Source organism: Leisingera sp. ANG49 (assembly GCF_059694505.1).
The window spans coordinates 94,804-116,939 of the sequence record NZ_JCATZN010000008.1; the positions used below are offsets into that span (position 1 = coordinate 94,804).

At 63.5% G+C, this 22,136-nt stretch carries 13 protein-coding genes and 1 pseudogene; all 14 read left to right on the top strand.

The annotated features are described in order from the left end of the window. Nucleotides 1-2,724, top strand: coding sequence for a type VI secretion system ATPase TssH (gene tssH / locus AC58NV_RS20560; RefSeq protein WP_497228798.1), 2,724 nt, complete (start codon nucleotides 1-3; stop codon nucleotides 2,722-2,724). A 36-nt stretch (nucleotides 2,725-2,760) separates the two neighbouring features. Beyond that, a complete protein-coding gene (locus tag AC58NV_RS20565) occupies nucleotides 2,761-4,008 on the top strand; it encodes a hypothetical protein (RefSeq protein WP_497228799.1) in 1,248 nt (415 codons plus the stop codon). 67 nt (nucleotides 4,009-4,075) lie between these two features. Further along, nucleotides 4,076-4,930, top strand: coding sequence for an ion transporter (locus tag AC58NV_RS20570; RefSeq protein ID WP_497228800.1), 855 nt, complete (start codon nucleotides 4,076-4,078; stop codon nucleotides 4,928-4,930). Beyond that, nucleotides 4,923-5,420, top strand: a pseudogene (gene tssB / locus AC58NV_RS20575) (type VI secretion system contractile sheath small subunit); the annotation flags it as partial. The gene AC58NV_RS20570 and the pseudogene tssB, both read left to right, overlap by 8 nt. A 963-nt stretch (nucleotides 5,421-6,383) precedes the next feature. Continuing rightward, entirely contained in the window at nucleotides 6,384-9,740 is a 3,357-nt protein-coding gene (locus AC58NV_RS20580; RefSeq protein ID WP_497228820.1) for a type VI secretion system contractile sheath domain-containing protein, read from the top strand. Nucleotides 9,741-9,804: 64 nt separating this feature from the next. Beyond that, a complete protein-coding gene (locus AC58NV_RS20585; protein ID WP_497228801.1) occupies nucleotides 9,805-11,916 on the top strand; it encodes a type VI secretion system Vgr family protein in 2,112 nt (703 codons plus the stop codon). A 10-nt stretch (nucleotides 11,917-11,926) separates the two neighbouring features. After that, nucleotides 11,927-12,535 (top strand): DUF6931 family protein, encoded by a 609-nt coding sequence (locus AC58NV_RS20590; RefSeq protein WP_366662974.1) that lies wholly within the window; start codon nucleotides 11,927-11,929, stop codon nucleotides 12,533-12,535. A gap of 17 nt (nucleotides 12,536-12,552) precedes the next feature. Further along, nucleotides 12,553-12,855, top strand: a complete 303-nt coding sequence (locus AC58NV_RS20595; RefSeq protein ID WP_497228802.1) for a PAAR domain-containing protein — start codon at nucleotides 12,553-12,555, stop codon at nucleotides 12,853-12,855. A gap of 8 nt (nucleotides 12,856-12,863) precedes the next feature. Further along, nucleotides 12,864-14,330: a type VI secretion system-associated FHA domain protein TagH gene (tagH, locus tag AC58NV_RS20600; RefSeq protein ID WP_497228803.1), complete on the top strand. Its 1,467-nt coding sequence runs from the start codon at nucleotides 12,864-12,866 to the stop codon at nucleotides 14,328-14,330. Nucleotides 14,331-14,377: 47 nt separating this feature from the next. Continuing rightward, a complete protein-coding gene (gene tssK, locus AC58NV_RS20605) occupies nucleotides 14,378-15,718 on the top strand; it encodes a type VI secretion system baseplate subunit TssK (RefSeq protein ID WP_497228804.1) in 1,341 nt (446 codons plus the stop codon). Between the two features lie 14 nt (nucleotides 15,719-15,732). Further along, complete coding sequence (gene icmH, locus AC58NV_RS20610) at nucleotides 15,733-17,169, top strand: type IVB secretion system protein IcmH/DotU (protein WP_366662978.1); 1,437 nt, start codon at nucleotides 15,733-15,735, stop codon at nucleotides 17,167-17,169. After that, nucleotides 17,166-20,738 (top strand): type VI secretion system membrane subunit TssM, encoded by a 3,573-nt coding sequence (gene tssM / locus AC58NV_RS20615; protein ID WP_497228805.1) that lies wholly within the window; start codon nucleotides 17,166-17,168, stop codon nucleotides 20,736-20,738. The genes icmH and tssM overlap by 4 nt, the downstream gene beginning before the upstream one ends. Then, complete coding sequence (gene tagF, locus AC58NV_RS20620) at nucleotides 20,738-21,412, top strand: type VI secretion system-associated protein TagF (RefSeq protein ID WP_497228806.1); 675 nt, start codon at nucleotides 20,738-20,740, stop codon at nucleotides 21,410-21,412. Before tssM ends, tagF begins: the two co-directional genes overlap by 1 nt. Beyond that, entirely contained in the window at nucleotides 21,412-22,134 is a 723-nt protein-coding gene (locus tag AC58NV_RS20625) for a PP2C family protein-serine/threonine phosphatase (RefSeq protein ID WP_497228821.1), read from the top strand. Before tagF ends, AC58NV_RS20625 begins: the two co-directional genes overlap by 1 nt. Nucleotides 22,135-22,136 lie beyond the last annotated feature (2 nt).

Consider the following 22,136-nt stretch of genomic DNA (forward strand, 5'->3'; position numbering starts at 1 on the left):
ATGACCGAGATCAGCCGCGTGGCGCTGTTTGGCAAGTTGAACAAGCTGGGATACCAGGCCGTCGAGAGCGCAACCGTTTTCTGCAAGATGCGCGGAAACCCCTATGTCGAACTGGTGCATTGGATGCATCAGCTGCTGGCGCAGCAGGACAGCGACCTGCACCGGATCATCCAGCATTACGATCTAGACACCGGCAAGATTGCCGCTGAACTCACCCGGGCACTGGATATGCTGCCGCGCGGAGCCTCGACGATCTCCGACCTGTCGGACCATCTGATGGATGCGATGGAGCGCGGCTGGGTCTGGGGCTCGCTGCTCTATTCCTCTGCCCAGGTGCGCAGCGGCCATCTTCTGCTGGGGATGCTGAAGACGCCTGCGCTGCGCAACATCCTGTCGAACATGTCGCCGGAACTGGCCAAGATCGGTGCCGATGATCTGGCGGACAACTTCCATGAGGCCACCGACGGTTCGCCAGAGGAACGTCTGGGGGCGCAGGACGGCTCCAACGTGACAGGCGGCGGCGCCGAGCCGGGCGAGGCCTCCGGCTCGATGGCGCCGGGTGCGATGGGCAAGGGCGAGGCGCTGGAGCAGTTCTGCACCGACCTGACCGAACAGGCGCGCAATGGTGAGATCGACCCGATCGTGGGCCGGGATGAGGAAATCCGCCAGATCGTCGATATCCTGATGCGGCGGCGGCAGAACAACCCGATCCTGACCGGCGAGGCAGGTGTCGGCAAGACTGCGGTGGTTGAGGGCTTTGCCCTGCGGATCGCCCGCGGCGACGTGCCGCCTGCGCTGAAGGATGTGCGGCTGCTGGTGCTGGACGTGGGCCTGCTGCAGGCCGGTGCCAGCATGAAGGGCGAGTTTGAAAACCGCCTGCGCCAGGTGATCGACGAGGTGCAGGCAAGCCCAACGCCGATTGTGATGTTCGTCGATGAAACCCACACGCTGGTGGGGGCAGGGGGCGCGGCCGGCACCGGCGACGCGGCGAACCTGCTGAAACCGGCGCTGGCGCGCGGCACCCTGCGCACCATCGGCGCCACCACCTGGGCCGAGTACAAGAAATACATCGAGAAGGATCCGGCGCTGACCCGCCGCTTCCAGGTGGTGAAGGTCGATGAGCCGGGCATCCCGAAGGCAATCCTGATGATGCGCGGCATTGCCTCGATGCTGGAGAAACACCACCGGGTGCAGGTGCTGGACGAGGGCATTGAGGCGGCCGTCAGCCTGTCGGCGCGTTACATCCCGGCACGCCAGCTGCCGGATAAATCGGTGAGCCTGCTGGATACCGCCTGCGCCCGGGTGGCGGTGAGCCAGCACGCGGTGCCCGCCGAGGTCGACGATAGCCAGCGCCGGATCGAGGCGCTGACCACCGAGCTGGAGATCATCGGCCGCGACGAGACCGCTGGGTACGAGGTCGCTGACCGGCGCGAGGCGGTGGAAGCCGCCAAGGCCGCCGAGGAGGAGCGGCTGGCCGGGCTGACCGAACGCTGGGACAAGGAAAAGGCGGTAGTCGAGGGCATTCTGGAACTGCGCGCAAAGCTCCGGGAGGGAGCCGCGCCTGTGGACGCTGCCCCGGATGCAGGGGAAGACGGTGCGGAGGGCGCTGCCGATAGCCCGCTGTCGGACGAAGAACGCGCCAAGCTGATGCAGGAGCTGAAGGACAAGAACGCGGAGCTGGAAGCGCTGCAGGGCGACTCCGCGCTGATCCTGCCGATTGTCGACCATCAGGCGGTGGCCTCGGTCGTGGGCGACTGGACCGGCATCCCGGTGGGCCGTATGGTCAAGGACGAGATCGAGACCATCCTGAACCTGGAAGAGCGGCTGGCGCAGCGGGTGATCGGCCAGGACCACGCGATGAAGATGATCGCCAAGCGGATCCAGACCAGCCGCGCCGGCCTCGACAACCCGAACAAGCCGATCGGGGTGTTCATGCTGGCGGGCACCTCCGGTGTCGGTAAGACCGAAACCGCGCTGGCGCTGGCTGAGGTGCTCTATGGCGGTGAGCAGAATGTCATCACCATCAACATGTCGGAATACCAGGAGGCCCATACCGTCAGCAGCCTGAAAGGCGCGCCGCCGGGCTATGTCGGCTATGGCGAGGGCGGGGTGCTGACCGAGGCGGTGCGGCGCAAGCCCTATTCCGTGGTGCTGCTGGACGAGGTCGAGAAGGCGCACCCGGATGTGCATGAGATCTTCTTCCAGGTGTTCGACAAGGGCGTCATGGAGGACGGCGAGGGCCGGGTGATCGACTTCAAGAACACACTGATCCTGCTGACCTCCAACGTGGGCACCGAGACGATCATGGATCTGTGCTCTGACCCGGATCTGATGCCGGATCCTGAGGGCATGGCGAAAGCCTTGCGCGATCCGCTGCTGAAGGTGTTCCCGCCGGCGCTGCTGGGGCGCCTGGTGACGATCCCCTATTATCCGCTCAGCCCGGAGATGATCGGCGAGATCACCAAGCTGCAGCTGGGCCGCATTCAGAAGCGGGTCGAAGAGGCGCATGGGGTGCCGTTCGAGTATTCCGATGCCGTGGTCGGGGAAATCGTCAACCGCTGCCAGGAACTGGACTCGGGCGGCCGGATGATCGACGCGATTGTCACCAACACCATGCTGCCGGAGATTTCCAACGAGTTCCTGCGCCGCCTGATGGAAGGCGCGGAGGTCGAGAAAGTTGCCATCGGCGTCAAGGAGGGAGAGTTCACCTACGCATTCGAATGATCACGCTCACAAGTAACAAGTGGGGAAGGAGTTCCTATGGTTAAACATGTTGTCATGGACATGAAGAACGTCGACATCGGCGCGTCCGGGCTGGAGATGGTTGATCCGCCCAAACTGTCCTTCAAGGTTGTGGTTGAGCTGGACAAGAAAATGGAGAAGGGGGTCGAGAAAGACCCGCTTCTGCAGCAGGAGTTCCATGCCGGTGCCAGCGAGGTGTTCGAACAGACCCGCGACACCATCGCGAAGAAGTGCAAGGTGTTCGACAAGGCCTTCGTCGAGATGACCAACAAGGGCGCCGATAAGAAGACGATGGAGAAGCAGCTGAAGGGGCTGAACGACGCCATCAAGAATGACATCAAAGTCGGCGAGAAGGCGGCGGAGCTGGCGGCGCAGAAGGCCTGGACCAGCCTGCAGAAGAAGAAAAAGGAATGGTCCAAGTTCAAGATCAAGATTGGCGTGTCCATCGCGGGCACCCTGGCCGGGCTGGCGGTGAGCATCGCGGCAATGGCAACCTCTCCTTTCTCGGGCGGCGCAGGTGCAGCCTTCGGCATCATCGGCCTGATCAAGTCTGGCGTCACGCTGGCCAAGGATATCGGCAAGCTGGCGATCAATATCGACCAGTCCAAGACCATCCTGGTGAAGAACCTGGCCGTGGTGGAAAAGGCGGCCTCCAACAAGGCGCTGAATGCCGCGAACGAGGTGTCGGCGGCGGTGTTTCAGGAGTTCCTCGGCATCTCGCAGCCCTCGGTCAAGACGGTGGAGGATGCGGCGGACACGCTGAAGGCGAAATACGCCCAGATGGTCGTCAAGATGCATGACCTGTCCAAGAACCTGAACAAGATCCTGAAGCAGCAGGAAAAGCTGAAGAAGGAGTTCCTGGCCGAGGTCGGCAAGAAGCTGAAGAAGCACCCGGTGAAGGACAAGAAAACGCAGCTGGTGATGATCAGCAAGGCGCTGGATACGGCTTTGGCGAAAAACTATGCCGAGGTGCAGAAGGCGATCGACAAGATCCAGATCATGTACGCCGACGCGCGCGGCTGGGCCAACAACATCAAGGACCTGATGAAGCGGGTGAAAGCGCTGACGATCAAGGATCCGAAGGCGCTGAAGGTGTTCCGCGAAGGGCTCAAGTTCGCGGCCCTGGCGTTGTCGCCGATTGACGGCAACTCGATCGCTACCGGCGCCAAGGATCTGGCCCTGGGTGTGGGCGGCGCCGTTGGCGGCTATGCCTATGACAAGATCACCAGCAAAGTGCTGGACGGAACCGTGTTCGACGCGGCCTGAGACGTGAAGGAGAGACACCGGGCGCTGCGCGCGCCCGGCAAACTGAAAGACCGGCTGGAGAAGTACCTTGGACAGCAGCGCGCAGACCGCAGAGACGCTTCGGGACCGGGCCCGTGAATTCGTCGAGCGCCCGTGGGTGACCAATACCATTCTGGGCATCATCATTTTTAACGCCGTCACGCTGGGTCTTGGCACCTCCGCCGCGGTGCGGGCACAGGCGGGCGGGCTGCTGGACGTGATCGACACCGCTGTTCTTACCATCTTTGTGCTGGAGCTGGCGCTGAAGCTGTTTGCCTACGGCCTGCGGTTTTTCTCTTCCGCCTGGAACATCTTCGACCTCGTCGTGGTCTCTTTCGGCCTGCTCCCCGACAGCCAGGGCCTGTCGGCGCTGCGGGGTCTGCGGGTGGTGCGCGCCTTGCGCCTGTTGTCGGTCATTCCGCAGATGCGGGCGGTGGTGCAGGCGCTGCTGGATGCGCTGCCGGGCATGGGCGCGGTGATCGTGATGATCTCGATCGTGTTCTACGTGTTCGGGGTGATGGCGACGATGATGTACGGTGCCGCCTTCGACGAATGGTTCGGCACCCTGGGCCGGTCGCTCTATTCGCTGTTCCAGATCATGACGCTGGAAAGCTGGTCGATGGGCATCGTGCGCCCGGTGATGGAGGAGTTTCCCTTTGCCTGGTCCTTCTTCGTGCCCTTCATCGTGATCACCGCCTTTTCGGTGCTGAACCTGTTCATCGGTCTTCTGGTCAACACCATGCAGTCGGCAGTGGAGGCGGAAGCCGAGGCAGAGTTCGAGAAGCTGCGTGACCTGGTGAAATCGGAGACCGATGTGGTCGACGCGCATGTGATGGAGCTGCATGAGGAGATCAAGGCATTGCGGGCGGAGATTGCCCAGCTGAAAGGGCAGGGTAATGGCTGACAGCTCGCAGAAGTTCATCGCCCGCAACCGGGCGCCAAGGGTTCAAATCGAGTATGATGTCGAGCTTTACGGCGCCGAGAAGAAGGTGCAGCTGCCCTTCGTGATGGGGGTGATGAGCGACCTGGTGGGGAAATCCACGGTCGAGCAGCCGTCGGTGGCGGACCGCAAGTTCCTGGAGATCGACGTCGACAATTTCGACGAGCGGATGAAAGGTCTGGCCCCGCGCGCTGCCTTCACCGTGCCCAACACGCTGACCGGCGAGGGCAACCTGGCGGTGGACCTGACCTTCGAGAGCATGGCGGATTTTTCGCCCGGCTCGATTGCGGCCAAGGTCGAGGCGCTGCGCCCGCTGCTGGAGGCGCGCACCCAGCTGCAGAATCTGATGGCCTATATGGACGGCAAGACCGGCGCCGAGACGCTGATCGAGACGATCCTGAACGATCCGTCGCTGCTGGCCGCGGTGTCGGCGCCCGCAGCTGATGCGGACAGTGCGGCGGCTCTGGACAGTTTGCGCAACCTGGAGCTGCCGGAGGAGGAGGCGGACACCACGGGTGACGTTCTGGCAGGTCTTGCGGCGCAGGCGCCGGAGGACACAGAGCCAGAGGATACCTCGGGCGGTGTATTGGATGCGCTGCGGGAGGCTGCGCCGGAGGAGGCGGAGCCGGAAGACACATCCGCGGATGTGCTGGCTGGATTGAGCGCGGCGGCGCCAGAGGACACGGATCAGCCGGATGAGTCGGCGGATGCATTGGCGTCGCTGGCTGCGGCAGAAATTCCCGATGCTGTTGAGGAAGACACATCTGCGTCTGTTCTGGAGGGGCTGGCCCAGGCGGACCTCCCAGTAAGGGAGGAAGACACCTCGGGCGGGGTGCTGGCAGGGCTTGCCGCGCAGGCCCCGGAGGAGGCGGGGGCTGAGGATGACTCTGGCAGCGTTCTGGATGAGCTGCGGGCTGCGGAGCCTGTTGAGACGGAGGCGGATGACGCTTCCGCGGACGTCCTGGCGGATCTGAGTGCGGCTGCGCCGGAGGAGAAAGACCAGGGTGATGAAGCCGGAGAGGCGCTTGCGTCGCTGGCCGCAGCTGAGATGCCGGACGCCGAAGAGGACGATCAGACCGGATCTGTTCTGGAGGGATTGTCGCAGGCTGAAATTCCCGAGAAAGCAGAGGACACGTCCGGTGATGTGCTCGCCGGGCTGGCCGCGCAGGAAGTGGAGGAGGCCGCTGCCGAAGAGGACACAGCGGGGGCAGCACTGGAAAGCCTCGCGGCAGTTGAAGTGAGTGAGGCGGAAGAAGAAGATCAGTCTGGCGTGCTGGATGCTCTGGCGGAGCTGGACGTGCCGGAGGAGGCAGATACGGCCGCAGAGGATGCGCTTGAGAGCCTGGCTTCTGTAGAAATCTCCGAAGATGCGGAAGAAGACCATTCGGGTGTCCTGGACGCGTTGGCAGATGCCGGGATGGAAGAGGCTGAGGACACTGCGGCGGAGGATGCGCTCGAAAGCCTGACTGCCTTGGAAATTGAAGATGCGGCAGAAGAGGACACAGCCGGCGCGGCCCTGGAGAGTCTTGCGGCTGCTGATGTGCCGGAGGCCGCAGAGGCAGAGGATCATTCCTCGGTTCTGGATGAACTGGCCGCAATTGAGGTGGAGGATGAGGCGGAGGACGCCGCCGGCGCGGTGCTTGAGAGCCTCGCTGCCGGGGAGGTGGCCGAGACGGGGGACGAGGATCACTCAGATATTCTGGAGGGGCTGGCTGAGCTGGAGCCGGACACGGCGGACGATGAAGATGCTTCCGGTGCAGCTCTGGAAAGCCTGGCTGCGGTGGAGGTTTCGGAAGATCAGGATGAGGATGTTTCCGGCGTTCTGAGCGGGCTGGCGGATTTGGAACAGGATGAGGAGGACGGCGGCGAAGAGGCCGCGGCTGCCTTGGAAAGCCTGACGGATGCAGCGGTTCCGGATGCTGAGGAAGATGATGGCCTGGAGGATGTGCTGGGCGGTCTCCTGGAGGATTCACCCGAAGAGGAAGAAGCCGCCAGCGAAACAGAAGATGCGCTGGAGAGCCTGGCCGGAGTTGAAATCGAAGATGCGGAGGATGGTGGCGCGCAGGGAGTTCTTGAGGGATTGCTGGAAGCCGCGCCGGAGGACGATGAGCCCGAAGAGGAGGATCTGAGCGCTGTACTGGACAGCCTGGATGCGCCGGAGGAGACAGAAGACGCGGATGTTGCCGGGGATGTTCTGGCCGGGCTGGCGGATGATCTGCCGGAAGACGAACCGGAGAGTGAGACGGAATTCGACGATATTCTGGGCGGTCTCGATGAGCCGGAAGAAGAGGCTGCAGAAGACGACCTGAGTGCAGCGCTGGATACGCTGGAGGCTCCCGAAGAAGCAGAGGCCGAAGACAGCGGATTGGATGATTTGCTTGCCGATCTCGGCAGCGGCGCGCCGGAAGAGGAGGCTGAAGAGGACACTGCTGATGTGCTTGCAGATCTTGCCGAGGCCGGCGGGGCAGATGAGGATGACGACCTGGACAGTCTGCTGGGGGATCTGGATGCAGAGGATGCAACTGCGGACGATTCCGATGCGCGCTTGAGCGGTCCGGATGACGACGGCAGCGAAGAGCCCGGGGACGCAGGCGAGGACGATCTGGACGCGCTTCTTGGCGGCTTGGATGAGGACGGGGCCGGGGAGGACGCCGGCCTGGATGAGCTGCTGGGTGACCTTGGCAGCGATGAGGAAGAGGACGGAGATCTGGACGGCCTGCTGGCGGGTCTTGGCGAAGAAGCCGACGCCGAAGAGGCGGCGGATGCGGAGAGTGCGGAAGACGACCTTGATGCGCTGCTCGGCGGTCTGGGGGACGCGGATGCGGATCTGGACAGCCTGATGGGCGGTGACGGGGATATGGACCTGGATGATTTGCTTGGTGATCTTGGCGGTGAGGATGAAGACGCTGCCGAAACGGGCGGTGATGATCTGGATGCGCTGCTGGGGGACCTGGACGAAGGCGGCGGGAAACCGGCAGCCGATGCGGCGGAGGCTTCGGACGATCCGGAGTTTGCCTATGGCACCATGAGCGCGGACCGGCCCGCGGCGCAGAAGCTGGAGCGCAAGCGGTTCCGGATGGCCATCCTGGGCGATTTCTCGGGCCGGGCGGCCAAGGGGCAGATCGAAACCGGCGACGCCTTGGCTGCGCGCAAAGCGATCCTCTTGGATCCGGATACGGTCGAGGATGTGATCGAGCGCTTTGCCACCGAGCTGGTGCTGCCGATTGGCAAGGATGATGCGGGGATTGCGGTCAAGCTGGAGGATCTGGACGGGCTGCACCCGGATGAGCTTTATGAAAACGTTGAGCTGTTCTCGGAGCTTGTGAGCCTGCGCAAGCAGCTGCAGAGCGGCGCGACGGCGGATCATGCGGCGAATACGCTGAAGGCCTGGGCGGAGAAATACGGCACCCGGGCACGGGCGCCCAAGCGGACCTCGGCGGGCAATGCGGTGCCGGCCGACAAGCGGCTGAGCGCCTTTCAGCAGCTGATCAAGGACACCGGAATCACACCGCGCCCGGCGACGCCGGTGGAAGAGCTGCTGGCGAGGGTGGTGGGTCCGCATATCCGGGCACTGCCGGACCCGGATGTCACCGCAATGCAGAAAGCGGTGGATGAGGCGCTGTCGGATGCGATGCGGCTGGTGCTGCACCATCCGGAGTTCCAGTCGGTGGAGGCGCAGTGGCGCTCGCTGGATCTGATGGCGCGCTCCATTGAGGCCGACGATACGCTGGATGTCATGCTCTATGACATTTCGGCGGAGGAGCTGGCGGCGGATCTGGCGGCGGAGGACGATCTGTCGAAAACCGGCTTTGTGCGGCTGCTGACGGAGGAGCCGCTGGACGAGGAGAACGGCCGCGGCGGCTATTCGGCGCTGATCGGCATGTATCAGTTCGAGGAAACCCCGCCGCATGCGGAGCTGCTGGGCCGCATCGCGCGGGTGGCGGCGCATGTGGATGCACCCTTCTTTGCGTCGATTTCGCCGGAGTTCCTGAAAACGCCCAAGGCGGAGCGGCCCAAGCTGGTGGCAGAGGCCTGGGACATCTTGCAGGGCATGGCCGAAGCCGGGCATCTGGGGCTGGTCAGCCCGCGCTTCCTGCTGCGGCGCCCTTATGGTGAAAAAACCGAGCCCTGCTATGAGTTTGACTTCGAGGAGTTTACTGAAACGGAAGGCTTGAAGGGTATGCTCTGGGCCAATCCGGTGGTGCTGGTGGCGATCCTCCTGGGGCGGTCCTTCAAGGAACACGGGCCGTCGCTGCAACTGGGGAAAATTATGTCTCTGGGAGGGATGCCCTATCATTATGTGAACGACAAGTTCGGCGATCAGGTGGCGCTGCCCTGCACCGAGCGCAATATCGATCTGGACAAGATCGCATTGGCGCAGGAGCGCGGCTTTATGGCGGTGAGCGCGGTCAAGGGGCGCGACGAGGTGCGGCTGACCTCCTTCAATTCCTTGAAGGGCAGCGAGATACTGGGGCCCTGGACCGGATTGCCGGCGCCGGAGCCCTCGCCGCCGGACCCGCGCGGGCTGCCGAAGCCCAAGCCGCCTGTAGGCGGCGCCGATGAAGACGAAGATCTGGATCTTGATCTGGATTCGGGTGGAGACGATGAGGACGATCTCGGCCTGGATGATCTTGATTTCGGAGGCGATGACGGGGATGACGATGGCCTCGGGGATCTGGACAATTTGTTGTCGTCGTTTGGGGATGACGATGACGACGATGGGGATGATGACGAAATGGATGCGGACCTCGCCGCGCTTTTGGATGATTTATGATGCGAATGTTTGAGAACACTGCCGGCGATTACCGGCCCCGTTCCCGTCGCGGAAAGGAGGAGACATGGTTGTAAGCAAGGGCCATGAAAACGACCTCGCCTGGATGTCGGGGACATATTCCACCGACGGCCTGATGATGAGCCGGGCCATTGTGCGCGAGGGATTGAGCAAGCTCACCGAGACCACGATCGAATTTGCCGCCACCAAGGCCCAGCCCAAACTGGAAGACCTGGTCGGCAAGCAGATGAACGTGCATGTGATGCGCCAGAAGACGGAGCATCAGTTCAACGGCATCTGCGTTTCGGTCGAGCATCTGGGGTTCCGCAACGGGTACGAGATGTTTGTGGCCGAGGTGCGCCCCTGGTTCTGGATGCTGACCCGGACCTGCGACCTGCGGGTGTATCAGGACAAGACCACGGTCGAGATCATCAAGCAGTTGTTCGGCGAATACGGCTTCAGCGATTTTACTGACAAGTTGAGCGAGAGCTATGAGAAGCGGGAATATTGCCTGCAATACCGTGAGAGCGATTTTGATTTCCTGTGCCGCCTGATGGAGGAAGAGGGGATCTATTACTACTTCGAAAGCCCGGTCGGTGAGACCACGCGCGAAAAGCTGATTTTGTGCGACGGTGTCAGCGGCCACTCCCCGATAAGCGGCGGGTCGACCGTTGAATTCCACGCCCGCGACGACAGCGACCGGCGCCGCGAAGAGCATATCTCCGAATGGACCAAGGATGAGCGCGTGACCCGCGGCAAGGTTACGCTGAACGACTTCGATTTCCTGACGCCGTCAGCGGATCTCAAGGCGACCTCGTCGATTGCCAAGGGCAAGCATTCCTACAAGGATTACGAGGTCTACGACTATCAGGGCCATTACCGGAAGAATTCCGGCCTGGGCACCAAGCTGGCGCGGGTGCGGATGGAAGCGGAAGCGATCAAGCACATCCGCTGGCGGGGCGCCTCCAGCGTGCCGACGCTGGTCACGGGCTGCACCTTCACCATGAAGGAGCATCCGGTGAAGGAAAACAACAAGGAATACCTGGTGATCGATGCGGAGCATCACATCAAGGTGGCTTGGGACTACGGCGAGCGGGAAAGCCAGAAGCAGAAGAAGGCTGCTGACCAAGGGTCGATGCGGCGCGATCTGAAGCCGAAGAACATGGATGTTCCGGAAGAGATGGAGCATGACGTCTATGCCTCGACCTTTGGGGCGATCCTGAAATCCGATCAGTTCCGGGCGCCTCTTTTGACGCCTTGGCCGGAGGTTCAGGGTCTGCAAACCGCAACTGTTGTCGGGCAGAGCGGCGAGGAAATCTGGACCGACGAGCATGGCCGCATCAAGATCCAGTTCCATTGGGACCGCGAGGGCAAGAAGAATGAGACCTCTTCGTGCTTTGTGCGGGTCATGACGCCCTGGTCGGGCAAGAACTGGGGCATGGTGGCGATCCCGCGGATGGGTCAGGAAGTTGTGATCCAGTTCGAGGACGGCAACCCGGACCGGCCGATCTGCACCGGCATGCTTTACAATGCGGAAACAATGCCGCCCTATACCTACCCCGACGATCAGACCCAGCTGGGGATCAAGACCAACTCCTCCAAGGGCGGCGGCGGCTATAACGAGCTGATGTTCGACGACAAGAAAGACAGCGAACTGATGCGGGTGCAGGCCGAAAAGGACCACCAGATGCTGGTCAAGGACCGCTCGACGGTGACGGTGGGCATGGATGCGCCGGACCCGGAAGTGACCTCGGCGGATGAGAAAAGCTATGTGTTCACAGTTCAGCAGCACATGACGGAAACCGTGCATCAGGGCGACAGGACCGAAGTGGTGGAGACCGGCGACAAATCGGAAAACATTCAGACAGGCAACATGACCCTGGACGTGGATACCGGTAATCTGACCGAGACCATTGCCAAGGGGAACCACTCTGAAACCGTTTCGCTGGGCAATCTGACCGTGGATGTGACCGCGGGCAAGATCGCCATGAGCGCGGGGCAGGAAATCAAGCTGACCGTGGGCGCGTCCTCGGTCAAGATCGACAACTCGGGTGTGACCATCAAGGGGCCGATGATCAAGATCGAAGGCACCGGAATGGTTGAGGCGAAAGCGCCGATGACCACCGTCAAAGGCGAGGCCATGCTGACCCTTAAGGGCGGCCTCACGATGATCAACTAGGTGGGTGCAGATGTCGGCAAGATTTGAAAAGCTGGTGAAAATGCCCGCTGACCCGGTGGCCAAGCTGCTGTCACGGGCAAATGTCATCCTGAAAACCCCGCTGGAAGCGCCGCCAACGGCACAGGCGGGGGTTGTGTTGGAAGAGCTGGACCGCAAGGGTGCCCTGGTCGATCTGCTGCGCACGCTGGCGGTGCTGCTGCCCCCGCGCGAGCGGGTGTGGTGGGCCTGCCTGGCGGCGCGCGATTACATCGGCCCGCGCTCGGATAAGGACCCGGCCTCGCTGACCGCGTCGGAAGCCTGGGTGTTTGAGCCCTCAGAGGAGAACCGCGACAAGGCGCGGATCACCCTGGATCATGCCTATGTGGATGATGACACGGTGAATTGCGCGCTGGCGGTGCTCTACGCCGCCGGAACCCTAGGACCCGGAGAATTGAATCAATATCCTGCCCCGGCAGGGGCCTCTGAGGCGGCTGCCTTTGCCATGAATATGGTGGCCTTGGGTCAATTGTCTGATAAGTTTGAAGAACACGGTGCGGTTCTGGTAGAGCGGGCGCTGGATATTGCGCGCGGCGGCAAGGGGCAAGTGATCGAGGTCCCGCTGCAGGCCGCGCAGGACTGAATGGGAGGATGTAACAGATGGGAATGCCACAGGCCCGGGTGACGGATCTGCATGCCTGCATGCTGCCCTCCACCCCGCCGCCGCCGGTTTTGCCGGTGCCGACGCCGATCCTGCCGCCCTGTGCGGTCACCGTGCTAGTGGCCAACCTGCCGGCAGCGCGGCTGACGGATATGTGCACGGCGGCGCCTTCACCGCACCCGATCATCAAGGGGTCGGCAACGGTGCTGATCAACAACCTGCCGGCCGCGCGCGTGCTGGACAGCACTGCCTGCGGCGGCATGATTGCCAAGGGTGAATTCACCGTGCTGGTGGGAGGATAGGCCCAGGCATGGGAGTGACACTGAAATTCCAGAGCTCGGGCGCGATGCCCGGCGATGCGGCCCCTGTTCCGATGCGGGGGCCGAGCCTCACCGTGGGGCGCGGGGCCAGCTGCGACCTGGTGCTGCCGGATCCGGACCAAATGCTGTCGCGCAACCACTGTGTGATCGAGGATCACAACGGCAATGTGGTGGTGGTCGACCTCAGCTCCAACGGCACCTTTCTGAACTATTCCAAGATCCCGCTGGGCCGCACTCCGACGCCGCTGAACAACGGCGATGTGCTGTGTGTCGGCAATTATGAGCTGGTGGTGGAAATCCGCGATGACCTGGCGGATGTGGGCGACATGATCGCGGCGCCTGCGGCGCAGGGGCCTGCCTCGCACGGCAATGCCGCCAATGCGCCTGACCCGCTGCAACTCTTGGAGGATGCCGGGCCAGGCGGTGATTTCCTGGACGATCTGCTGGGCGAGGGGCCGAAGGGGCCTGCGCAGTTCAACCCTGTGGACCCGATCGACGAGCTGCTGCCACCGCTTGGCGAAGAAGAGGATCCGTTTTTCCAGAAGGCCAGCGACGGGCGTGAAGGGGAGGGGGCCAGCCTGCCCAATCACAACCCGACGGCCTCGGACGGGTTTGCCGCACCTGCGTCGCAATCGAACATGATCCCGGATGACTGGGACGACGATTTCCTGTCGGGTATCGGCGAGCCGGAAACCCCGGCTCCGCAGCCGGACCCACAGCCTGCGCCGCCGCCGCGTGAGATGCCGCCGCCTCCTACGGAAGTGCCGCCCTCGGCTCCGCCGCAAGAGGCGCCGCCTGCGCCTCCGCAGGAGATCCCGCCGCAGCAGGACAGCGGGGAGAAGACCACCGCGCCTTCAACTGCGCCCCCGGCAGAGGCGCAGGAGGCGGTAGCGGCTTTCCTGAAAGGTCTGGGAGCAGAGGTCAGCATCGGACCCGCTGATCACGCCAGCACCATGGGACGCATGGGCCGGGTGATGAAAACCCTGGTCACGGGCCTGCGTGAAATCCTGATGACCCGGACCTCGATCAAATCCGAGTTCCGCATCGAGCAGACGATGATTTCTGCCGGCGGGAACAACCCGCTGAAATTCTCGATCACCCCGGAACAGGCGGTGGAGGCGATGGTGCGCCCGGCGACCAAGGGTTACCTGAGCCCGGAAACCGCGGCCGAGGAAGCGCTGCGGGACATCAAGGCGCACGAGGTGGCGATGGTCACCGGCATGGAGGCGGCGCTGAAAGGCGTGCTGAAACGGCTCGATCCCAAGGCGCTGGAGGCGCAGATCGAGGACAAGGGCGGTTTCACCGGCCTCTTGCGCGGCAAGAAGGCGCGTTACTGGGACGTTTACGAGCAGCTCTATGCGGAGATTTCCGACCAGGCTGAGAATGATTTTCACGACCTGTTCAGCCGCGAATTTGCGCGGGCCTACAAGGACCAGCTGGACAGGCTGAAGGAATGATCGGCACCGCGCCCTGCGCGCGTGCCCGCAAGTGAGAGGAGATCCCGGTGTCCTGGGACAGCAAGGTACTTTGGACGGAGGGGCTGTTTCTGCAGCCGCACCACTTCCAGCAGTCCGACCGTTACAACGAGGCGCTGGTTGCCGGGCTGGCGCGGCGGCTCAGCCCTTATGCCTGGGGTGTGAACGGGCTCGAGATCGACCATGAGGCGCTGAAGATCGGCCAGTTCGCGGTCAAGTCCTGCGAGGGGCTGACCCATGACGGCACCGTGTTCCGGGTGCCGATGGCGGACCCGCACCCGCCCGCAATGGAAGTGCCGACCACCGTCAAGGACTGTATCGTCTACCTGACCGTGCCGCAGCGCCGGCAGGGCGCCACCGAGGTGGATCTGAGCGGCGCCGAACGCTCGGCCAGCCGCCTGCGCCCGGACAAGGTGGAAGTGACCGATGTGACCTCGACCGAGCGCAAGCCGGTGGAGCTGGACGTGGGCAAGATGCGTTTGCAGTTTGCGCTGGAGGTGGATGACCTCGCCGACCTGCTGGCGGTGCCGGTTGCGCGTATCATCGAAGTGCGCCCGGACAAGGAAATTGTGCTGGACCAGGCCTTTATCCCGTCCTGCCTGGACGTGCGGGCGGCACCGGCGCTGACCGGGTTCCTGCGTGAGCTGGAGGGGCTGCTGGCGCACCGGATGGAAGCGCTGGCGGGCCGCCTGTCCGAGGCGGGCGGCGCCCGCGGCGTTGCGGATGTGTCTGACTTCATGCTGCTGGCAGTGGTCAACCGGATGCTGCCGCAGGTGCGCCACCTGCGCAACATCGAGAACCTGCACCCGGAACGGCTGTTCACCACCTGCGCAGGCATGGCAGGGGAGCTGTCGGTGTTCATGTCGACCGATAAACAGGCGCCGGAGTTTCCGCCCTATACCCATGACAACTTGGTCGAGTGTTTTGCGCCTGTAATCAGGGTGCTGCGCCAGTATTTGAGCTCGGTTCTGGAGCAGACTGCGATCCCGATCAAGCTGGAAGCACGCAAATACGGTATCTCGGTGGGGGTGATTGCCGACCGCAAGCTGCTGGGCAACGCGGGCTTTGTGCTGGCGGTCAGCGCCGACATCCCGGCTGAGGACGTGCGTAAGCATTTTGCCGGCCAGGCCAAGATCGGCCCGGTGGAGGAAATCCGCCAGCTGGTGAACTCGGCGCTGCCGGGGATCACCCTGCGCCCCTTGCCGGTGGCGCCGCGGCAGATCCCCTATCATTCCGGCGTGGTCTATTTCGAGATGGATGCGGACAGCCCCTATTGGCGCAAGATGACCACTTCGGGCGGGATCGCGGTGCATGTGTCGGGACAGTATCCGGGGCTCAAGATGGAGCTTTGGGCGATCCGTAATGCATAAGGGAAGGCGCTGAAATGGCTGATTATGACGATCCCTTTGCCGAACCGGGGGATACCGACAAGACGGTGATCAAGCCGAACCCGGGCGGGCGGCGCACGGCCACGCCGATGCAGCAGCCGGACGTGCCGCAGCAAGCCCAGCCGGTGCCGGAACAGCCGGCGGAGCCGGCCGAACCTGCACTGGATGCCTATGGCGTGCCGCAGGCGGCGGCACCGAAACCGCAAGCTGCGGCGGGCGGGGCCAAGGCACCGAAGATGGCGCTGACGGGCATGAACCAGCTGACCGCCTGCGCCTCGACCCTGTTTGCGCTGATTTCCCGTATCCGCAACCGGGCCCAGCACATGGACCCGGATGGCCTGCGCAAGAACGTGGTCGCCGAGGTGCGCGCGTTTGAAAACCGCGCCCTGCAGGCGGGCATTGCCGCGCAGACAGTGAAGATCGCACGTTATGCGCTGTGCGCGACACTGGACGATGTGGTGCTGAACACGCCCTGGGGCGGCCAGTCCGCCTGGGGCCTGCAATCGATGGTGGCGACCTTCCACCGCGAGGTGGTGGGCGGCGACCGCTTCTATGACCTCCTGGCGCGGCTGGAGAAGGAACCGGGCAACAACATCGATATGCTCGAGTTCCTCTATATGTGCCTGTCGCTGGGGTTCGAAGGCCGCCTGCGGGTGGAACAGGGCGGATCGGAGAAGCATTTGCAGATCCGCGGCGCGCTGGCCCGGATCATCCGCAACCAGCGCGGACCCGTTGAGCGCGATCTGTCGCCCCATTGGGAAGGCCTGATCAAACCGTTCAAAGCTTTGTCGGTCTGGCGTCTGGTGTGGATCACCATGGCGGCCACCTGCGCCATCCTGGCGCTGCAGTTTCTTGGCCTCAGCTGGATGCTGTCGAACCAGACAGAGAATGTGGTGGGGCAGCTGACGATTGTGGACTCCGGCCCCAAGGCGGAGCTGGAACGGCGGGCACCGCCGCCACCGCCGCCGCCGCTGGCGCCGACGACCGAGGAGCAGGTCGCCAAGGTCGCGGGCTTCCTGGAGCCGGAGATCAAGGAAGGCATCGTGCAAGTCTTCCAGAAGGGCAACACGCTTATTATCCGGCTGACCGGTTCCGGCATGTTCGGTTCCGGCTCTGACCAGCTGAGCAAGGCGTTCCGCACTCCGGTGAACCGGGTGGCCGAGGCGCTGAATGACGAAAAAGGCAAGATCATCGTGGCAGGGCATTCCGACAACGTGCCGATCCGCTCCTCCCGCTTCCCTTCAAACATGGCGCTCTCGCTGGCGCGGGCGAAATCGGTGATGGCGGGCATGGCAAGGGTGATGACCGACCCGGACCGGCTGTCAGCTGAGGGCCGCGCCGACAAGGAACCGATTGCAGACAACAGCACCCGCGCAGGCCGGGCCAAGAATCGCAGGATCGAAATCCTGCTGGTTCAGGAGGTTGAAGGATGATCCGCCGTTATATCTTTCCCCTGTTCCGGTCGATCTACACCATCCTGCTGATCCTGGCAGCGGTGCTGTCGGCCTGCGTGTGGTTTTTCGCGCCCTTCATTGGCGGCGCGGAGTGGCGCCCGTTTGACGGCGTGCTGGCGCGGCTGATCACCATCGGGGTGATCTTCCTGCTGTATTTCATCATCATCGGCATCATCTTCTGGCGGCGGCGCCGCAAAGACAAGGAGATGACCGAGGAGATGGCGGAGACCGTCGACACCTCGGAAGACGATGTTTTGTCCGAGGAAATCGGCGAGCTGCGCGGCAAGTTCAAGGACGCGATGAAGGAGCTGCGTAAGTCCAAGGGCGGGCGGCGCCACCTGAACGACCTGCCGTGGTACATCATGATCGGCCCGCCGGGCGCCGGTAAGACAACCGCGATTGTGAATTCCGGCCTGAAGTTCCCGCTGGCTGAGAAGATGGGCAAGGCCGCCATTGGCGGCGTCGGCGGCACCCGCAACTGTGACTGGTGGTTCACCAATGACGCGGTGCTGATCGACACTGCCGGCCGCTATACCACGCAGGAAAGCGACGCCGAGGCCGATAACGCCGCCTGGCTGGGCTTTCTGGGGCTGTTGAAGAAGTACCGCAAGCGGCAGCCGATCAACGGTGCGATCATTGCCATATCACTGTCGGACCTCAGCCTGCAGGATGAGATCACCCAGAAAAGCCATGCCGCTGCCGTGCGCCGCCGCCTGGCGGAGCTGCGCGAAATGCTGGGGGTGCGGTTCCCGGTCTATGTGCTGTTCACCAAGGCCGACCTGATTGCCGGCTTTCAGGAGTTTCACGACAGTCTTGGCAAGGAAGACCGCGAGCAGGTCTGGGGTTTTACTCTGCCGCTGCCCAAGGGCAAGAAGGAACAGCCGCCGATTGCCGGGTTCGACGAGGAATTCGGCCTGCTGCTGGGGCAGATCAACGCCCAGCTTCTGGAGAAGATGCAGACCGAGACCGACCACCAGCGCCGGGCGCTGATTGCCGGCTTCCCGGCGCAGGTCGCCTCGATGCGCGGTGTGGCGCGCGAGTTTCTGATGGAGGTGTTCCAGGACAACCGCTATGAGCAGCGCCAGATGCTGCGCGGCGTCTATTTCACCTCTGGCACCCAGGAAGGCACGCCGATTGACCGGCTGATGCTGGGCATGGCGCAGACCTTTGGTATCGGGCGTCAGGCAATCGGCACGGGGCAGGGGACCGGGCGCAGCTTCTTCCTGACCCGGCTGTTCGAAGGCGTGATGTTTCCCGAGGCCGGACTGGTGTCCGCGGATGACAAGGTTGAACGCCGCTACCGCTGGACCCGGCGGATTGCGATTACCGCCACGGTGCTGGTGGCCATTGCGATGGGCGCGCTTTGGGTGCGGTCGTATCTCAAGAACACAGATCTGATTGCCCAAGCTGAGGGGCAGGTTGCCACCTATCAGGCTGCCGCGGCGGAGCTGCCGCCCAGCCCGGTAGGTGACACCGACCTGGTGCCGGTGGCAGCTGCGCTGAACAATCTGCGCGACATGCCGGGTAACCCGGTCCTGTCCGACCCGGAGCCTGACGGAGCAATGACCTATGGCCTGTATCAGGGCGAGGTGATCGGCACCCAGGCGGCGCAGACCTACCGCGGCGCGCTGAACCGGCGGCTGCTGCCGCGGCTGCTGGTCCGGCTGGAGCAGCAGATCGAGGGTAATATGAACAACCCCGACACGCTGTATGAGGCGCTGAAGATCTACCTGATGCTGGGACTGCAGGGGCCGATGAACCCTGACCTGGTCAAGGAATGGATGCGGCTCGACTGGGAGAACATTGCCTATCCCGGTATTGCCCGCAGCCAGTTGCGCGCCGACCTGACGGACCACCTTACCGCGCTGCTGTCGCAGCCGATGGAGGAAATCGCGCTCAACGGCCCGCTGATCGAGCAGGCGCAGAACATCCTGTCGGAGATGCCGCTGGCCCAGCGGGTCTATAACGGTATCCTGAATTCGCAGAAGGCCACCGCTCTGCCGAAGTGGCGGATCACCGATGTGGGCGGGCCCTCCGTCAAACGGGTGCTTGTGCGCAGCTCCGGCAAGCCGCTGAATGACGGCATCGAGGGTATCTTCACCTATGACGGCTTCCACAACGTGTTCCTGCCGGAAGCGGTCAGCGTCGCAGAACGGGTCCACCGCGAGGCCTGGGTGCTGGGTGAGCAGAGCGAGGCAGCCCAGAACGAGGCGGTACTGCTGAAGCTCAGCCGTGATGTGCTGGACCTTTATTATAACGACTACATCAGCCGCTATGATCAGATCCTGGGCGATATCGACATCGTGCCGCTGGAATCGCTGTCCCATGCGGTGGAAGTCACCAATGTGCTGTCGGGGCCGACCTCACCCATCGTTAATATCCTGACCGACGTCAGCAACGAGACCCGGCTGAATGAGGACAAATCGCTTCTGGACGCGGGCACCTTGGCCGCCGGCGCCCAGAACGTGGCCGCGATTGAGGCGCGCTCGAACCTGTCGATCCAGGGGCAGATCCTGCTGGAGGCGCTGGTCGGTTCCGCCGAAAATGCGCCTGGTCAGGCAGCCAAGCCGCCGGGGGCCTATGTGCAGGAACGGTTCCAGTGGCTGTATGACCTGGTCAACCGGCCCGAGGGTCAGCCCTCGCAGCTGGATGATCTGATGGGGCAGCTGCAGCTGGTCTATCAGGAGCTGAACAAGATGTCCTTCTCCGGCGTTGCCACCGGCGGCCAGAGCGGCCAGGCTCTGCTGCAGTTCCAGCAGACCGCCAGCCGCATGGGGGGACCGCTGCCCCGCTGGGCGACGCAGATTTCGGCGGGATCGTCGGGCATCACCTCGGAGGGCACCCGCGCTTCGATCAACGCGCGCTGGCAATCAGCGGTGCTGCCGTTCTGCGAGAAAGCGCTGGCAAACCGTTATCCGTTCAACCGCTCGGCGCGGGCTGATGTGGCGATGGCAGATTTTGCCAAGCTGTTTTCCCCGAACGGGATGATCGACAGTTTCTTCAATGAACACCTGCTGAAATATGTCGACACCCGCAGCCGTCCCTGGACATGGAAACGGGTGAACGACGTGGACCTCGGCATCAGCCCGGCAGTGCTGCAGCAGATGCAGTACGCGTCGGAGATCAAGGAGGCGTTCTTTGCCGGCGGTGCCCAGCCCGCGGTGAACTTCCAGATCACCGTCAACGCGCTGGATCCCAAGGCCAAGGAGGTGCTGCTGGAAATCGACGGGACCAAGGTGGCCTATAACCACCGCTCCGGCGCACCGACGCCGGTGGCTGTGACCTGGCCCGGCTCGGTCGGTCTGGCGCGGCTGACGCTGCTGCCGCAGAAGCGGGACAGCGAGAATGTGCTGTCGCGGGACGGGCCGTGGGCCTGGTTCCGGCTGCTGGACGCGGCAGAGGTACGGCGCACCAATGTGTCGGACCGGCGCCGGGTCAATTTCCGCGTCGGCGGGCGGCTGGCGCTGTTCGAGCTGCAGTCCGGATCAGTCATCAACCCCTTCGCCCTGCCGGCCATGGCGAAGTTCAGCTGCCCGAAGTCGATGTGATGGCTGGGTTCGGCGCATTCGGCAAGATGCCTTCAGCCGGGGACTTCTTCCGGCTGAACACGCCCGGCGGATTCGTGCGGGTCTGGGATGCGTGGCTGCAGCAGGTTATGCTGGATGGCAAGGCAGCTTATGGTTCCGGCTTCGACGCGCACTACATGACAGCGCCGATCTGGCGGTTCACCCTGCCGGCGGGGCTCGCGGGGGCGGCACCGGTCTGGGGGGTGATGATGCCGTCGGTCGACCGGGTTGGGCGGCGGTTTCCGCTGACCCTGATGGCGGCGCTGCCCAAATCCGGTCCGCCGGAGCTGGGTCATCTGGGCGCCCAACCGCTGTTTGAGGGGCTGGAGGACCTGGCATTGGATGCATTGGAGGACACCATGACCAAAGACAGCCTTGCAGAACGGCTTGGAGCAGTGCCGGTGCCCGAAGATGGCCGGGGATCGGCATCCGAAAATCCGGATGCGGTGATGGCTGGGCCGCAAGGGCTGGAGCGGCTGGCGGTTTCAGGTCCTGACGGCCGATTGAACCCCCGCCTGTCCGGATGCAGCTTGTGGACCGCGGTTTTGGACGGTATGCCGCGCACCTTGGCCTGCCAGGGTCTACCGTCGGGCCCGGTAGCCTTGGGCTTGATTGACCTTGGCGCGCCGGTCTGGGCAGGGGTCGAAGCCGCATGATGAACCAGCTGCGCAAATACCGCTATACCGCGCAAACCCACGTGGGGCTGAAGCGCAAGGTCAACGAGGATTCTGTTCTGGCGTTGCCGGAACATGACATCTGGCTGGTCGCCGATGGGATGGGCGGCCATGACGCGGGCGACTTTGCCAGCCGCCTGATCGCTGATGCGGTGGCAATGATCCCGCTGGGCCTGGACCCTGCAGCGCGGATGCATGCACTGCGCGATGCGATCAAGAATGCGCACAAGGCGATACGGGCCGAGGCCGAGGCCCGAGGCGGTGGCACCATCGGGTCAACCGTCGCGGCGCTGATCATGGCGAACCAGCATTTTGTTGGCCTCTGGGCCGGGGACAGCCGGATCTACCGGCTGCGCGACGGCCACATCGAGATGCTGACAGAAGATCATTCGGCGGTGGCGGAATACGTGCTGGCCGGCAAGATGACCTGGGACGAAGCGGAGCAGCACCCGCACTCCAATGCCATCACCCGCGCCGTAGGGGTCGGGGAGGAGCTGGAGATCGACAAGATCCGCGGCGACACAGAACCCGGCGACCGGTTCCTGATCTGCTCGGACGGGCTGACCAAATACGCCACCTTCCAAATCCTGGAGGATGTGCTGGGCAGCGCGCCGCTGGAAACGGTGGGCGATCAGCTTATCCAGATTGCACTGACGGGCGGCGGGGCGGACAACATCACGGCCATCGTGATCGACGTTCTGTAAGG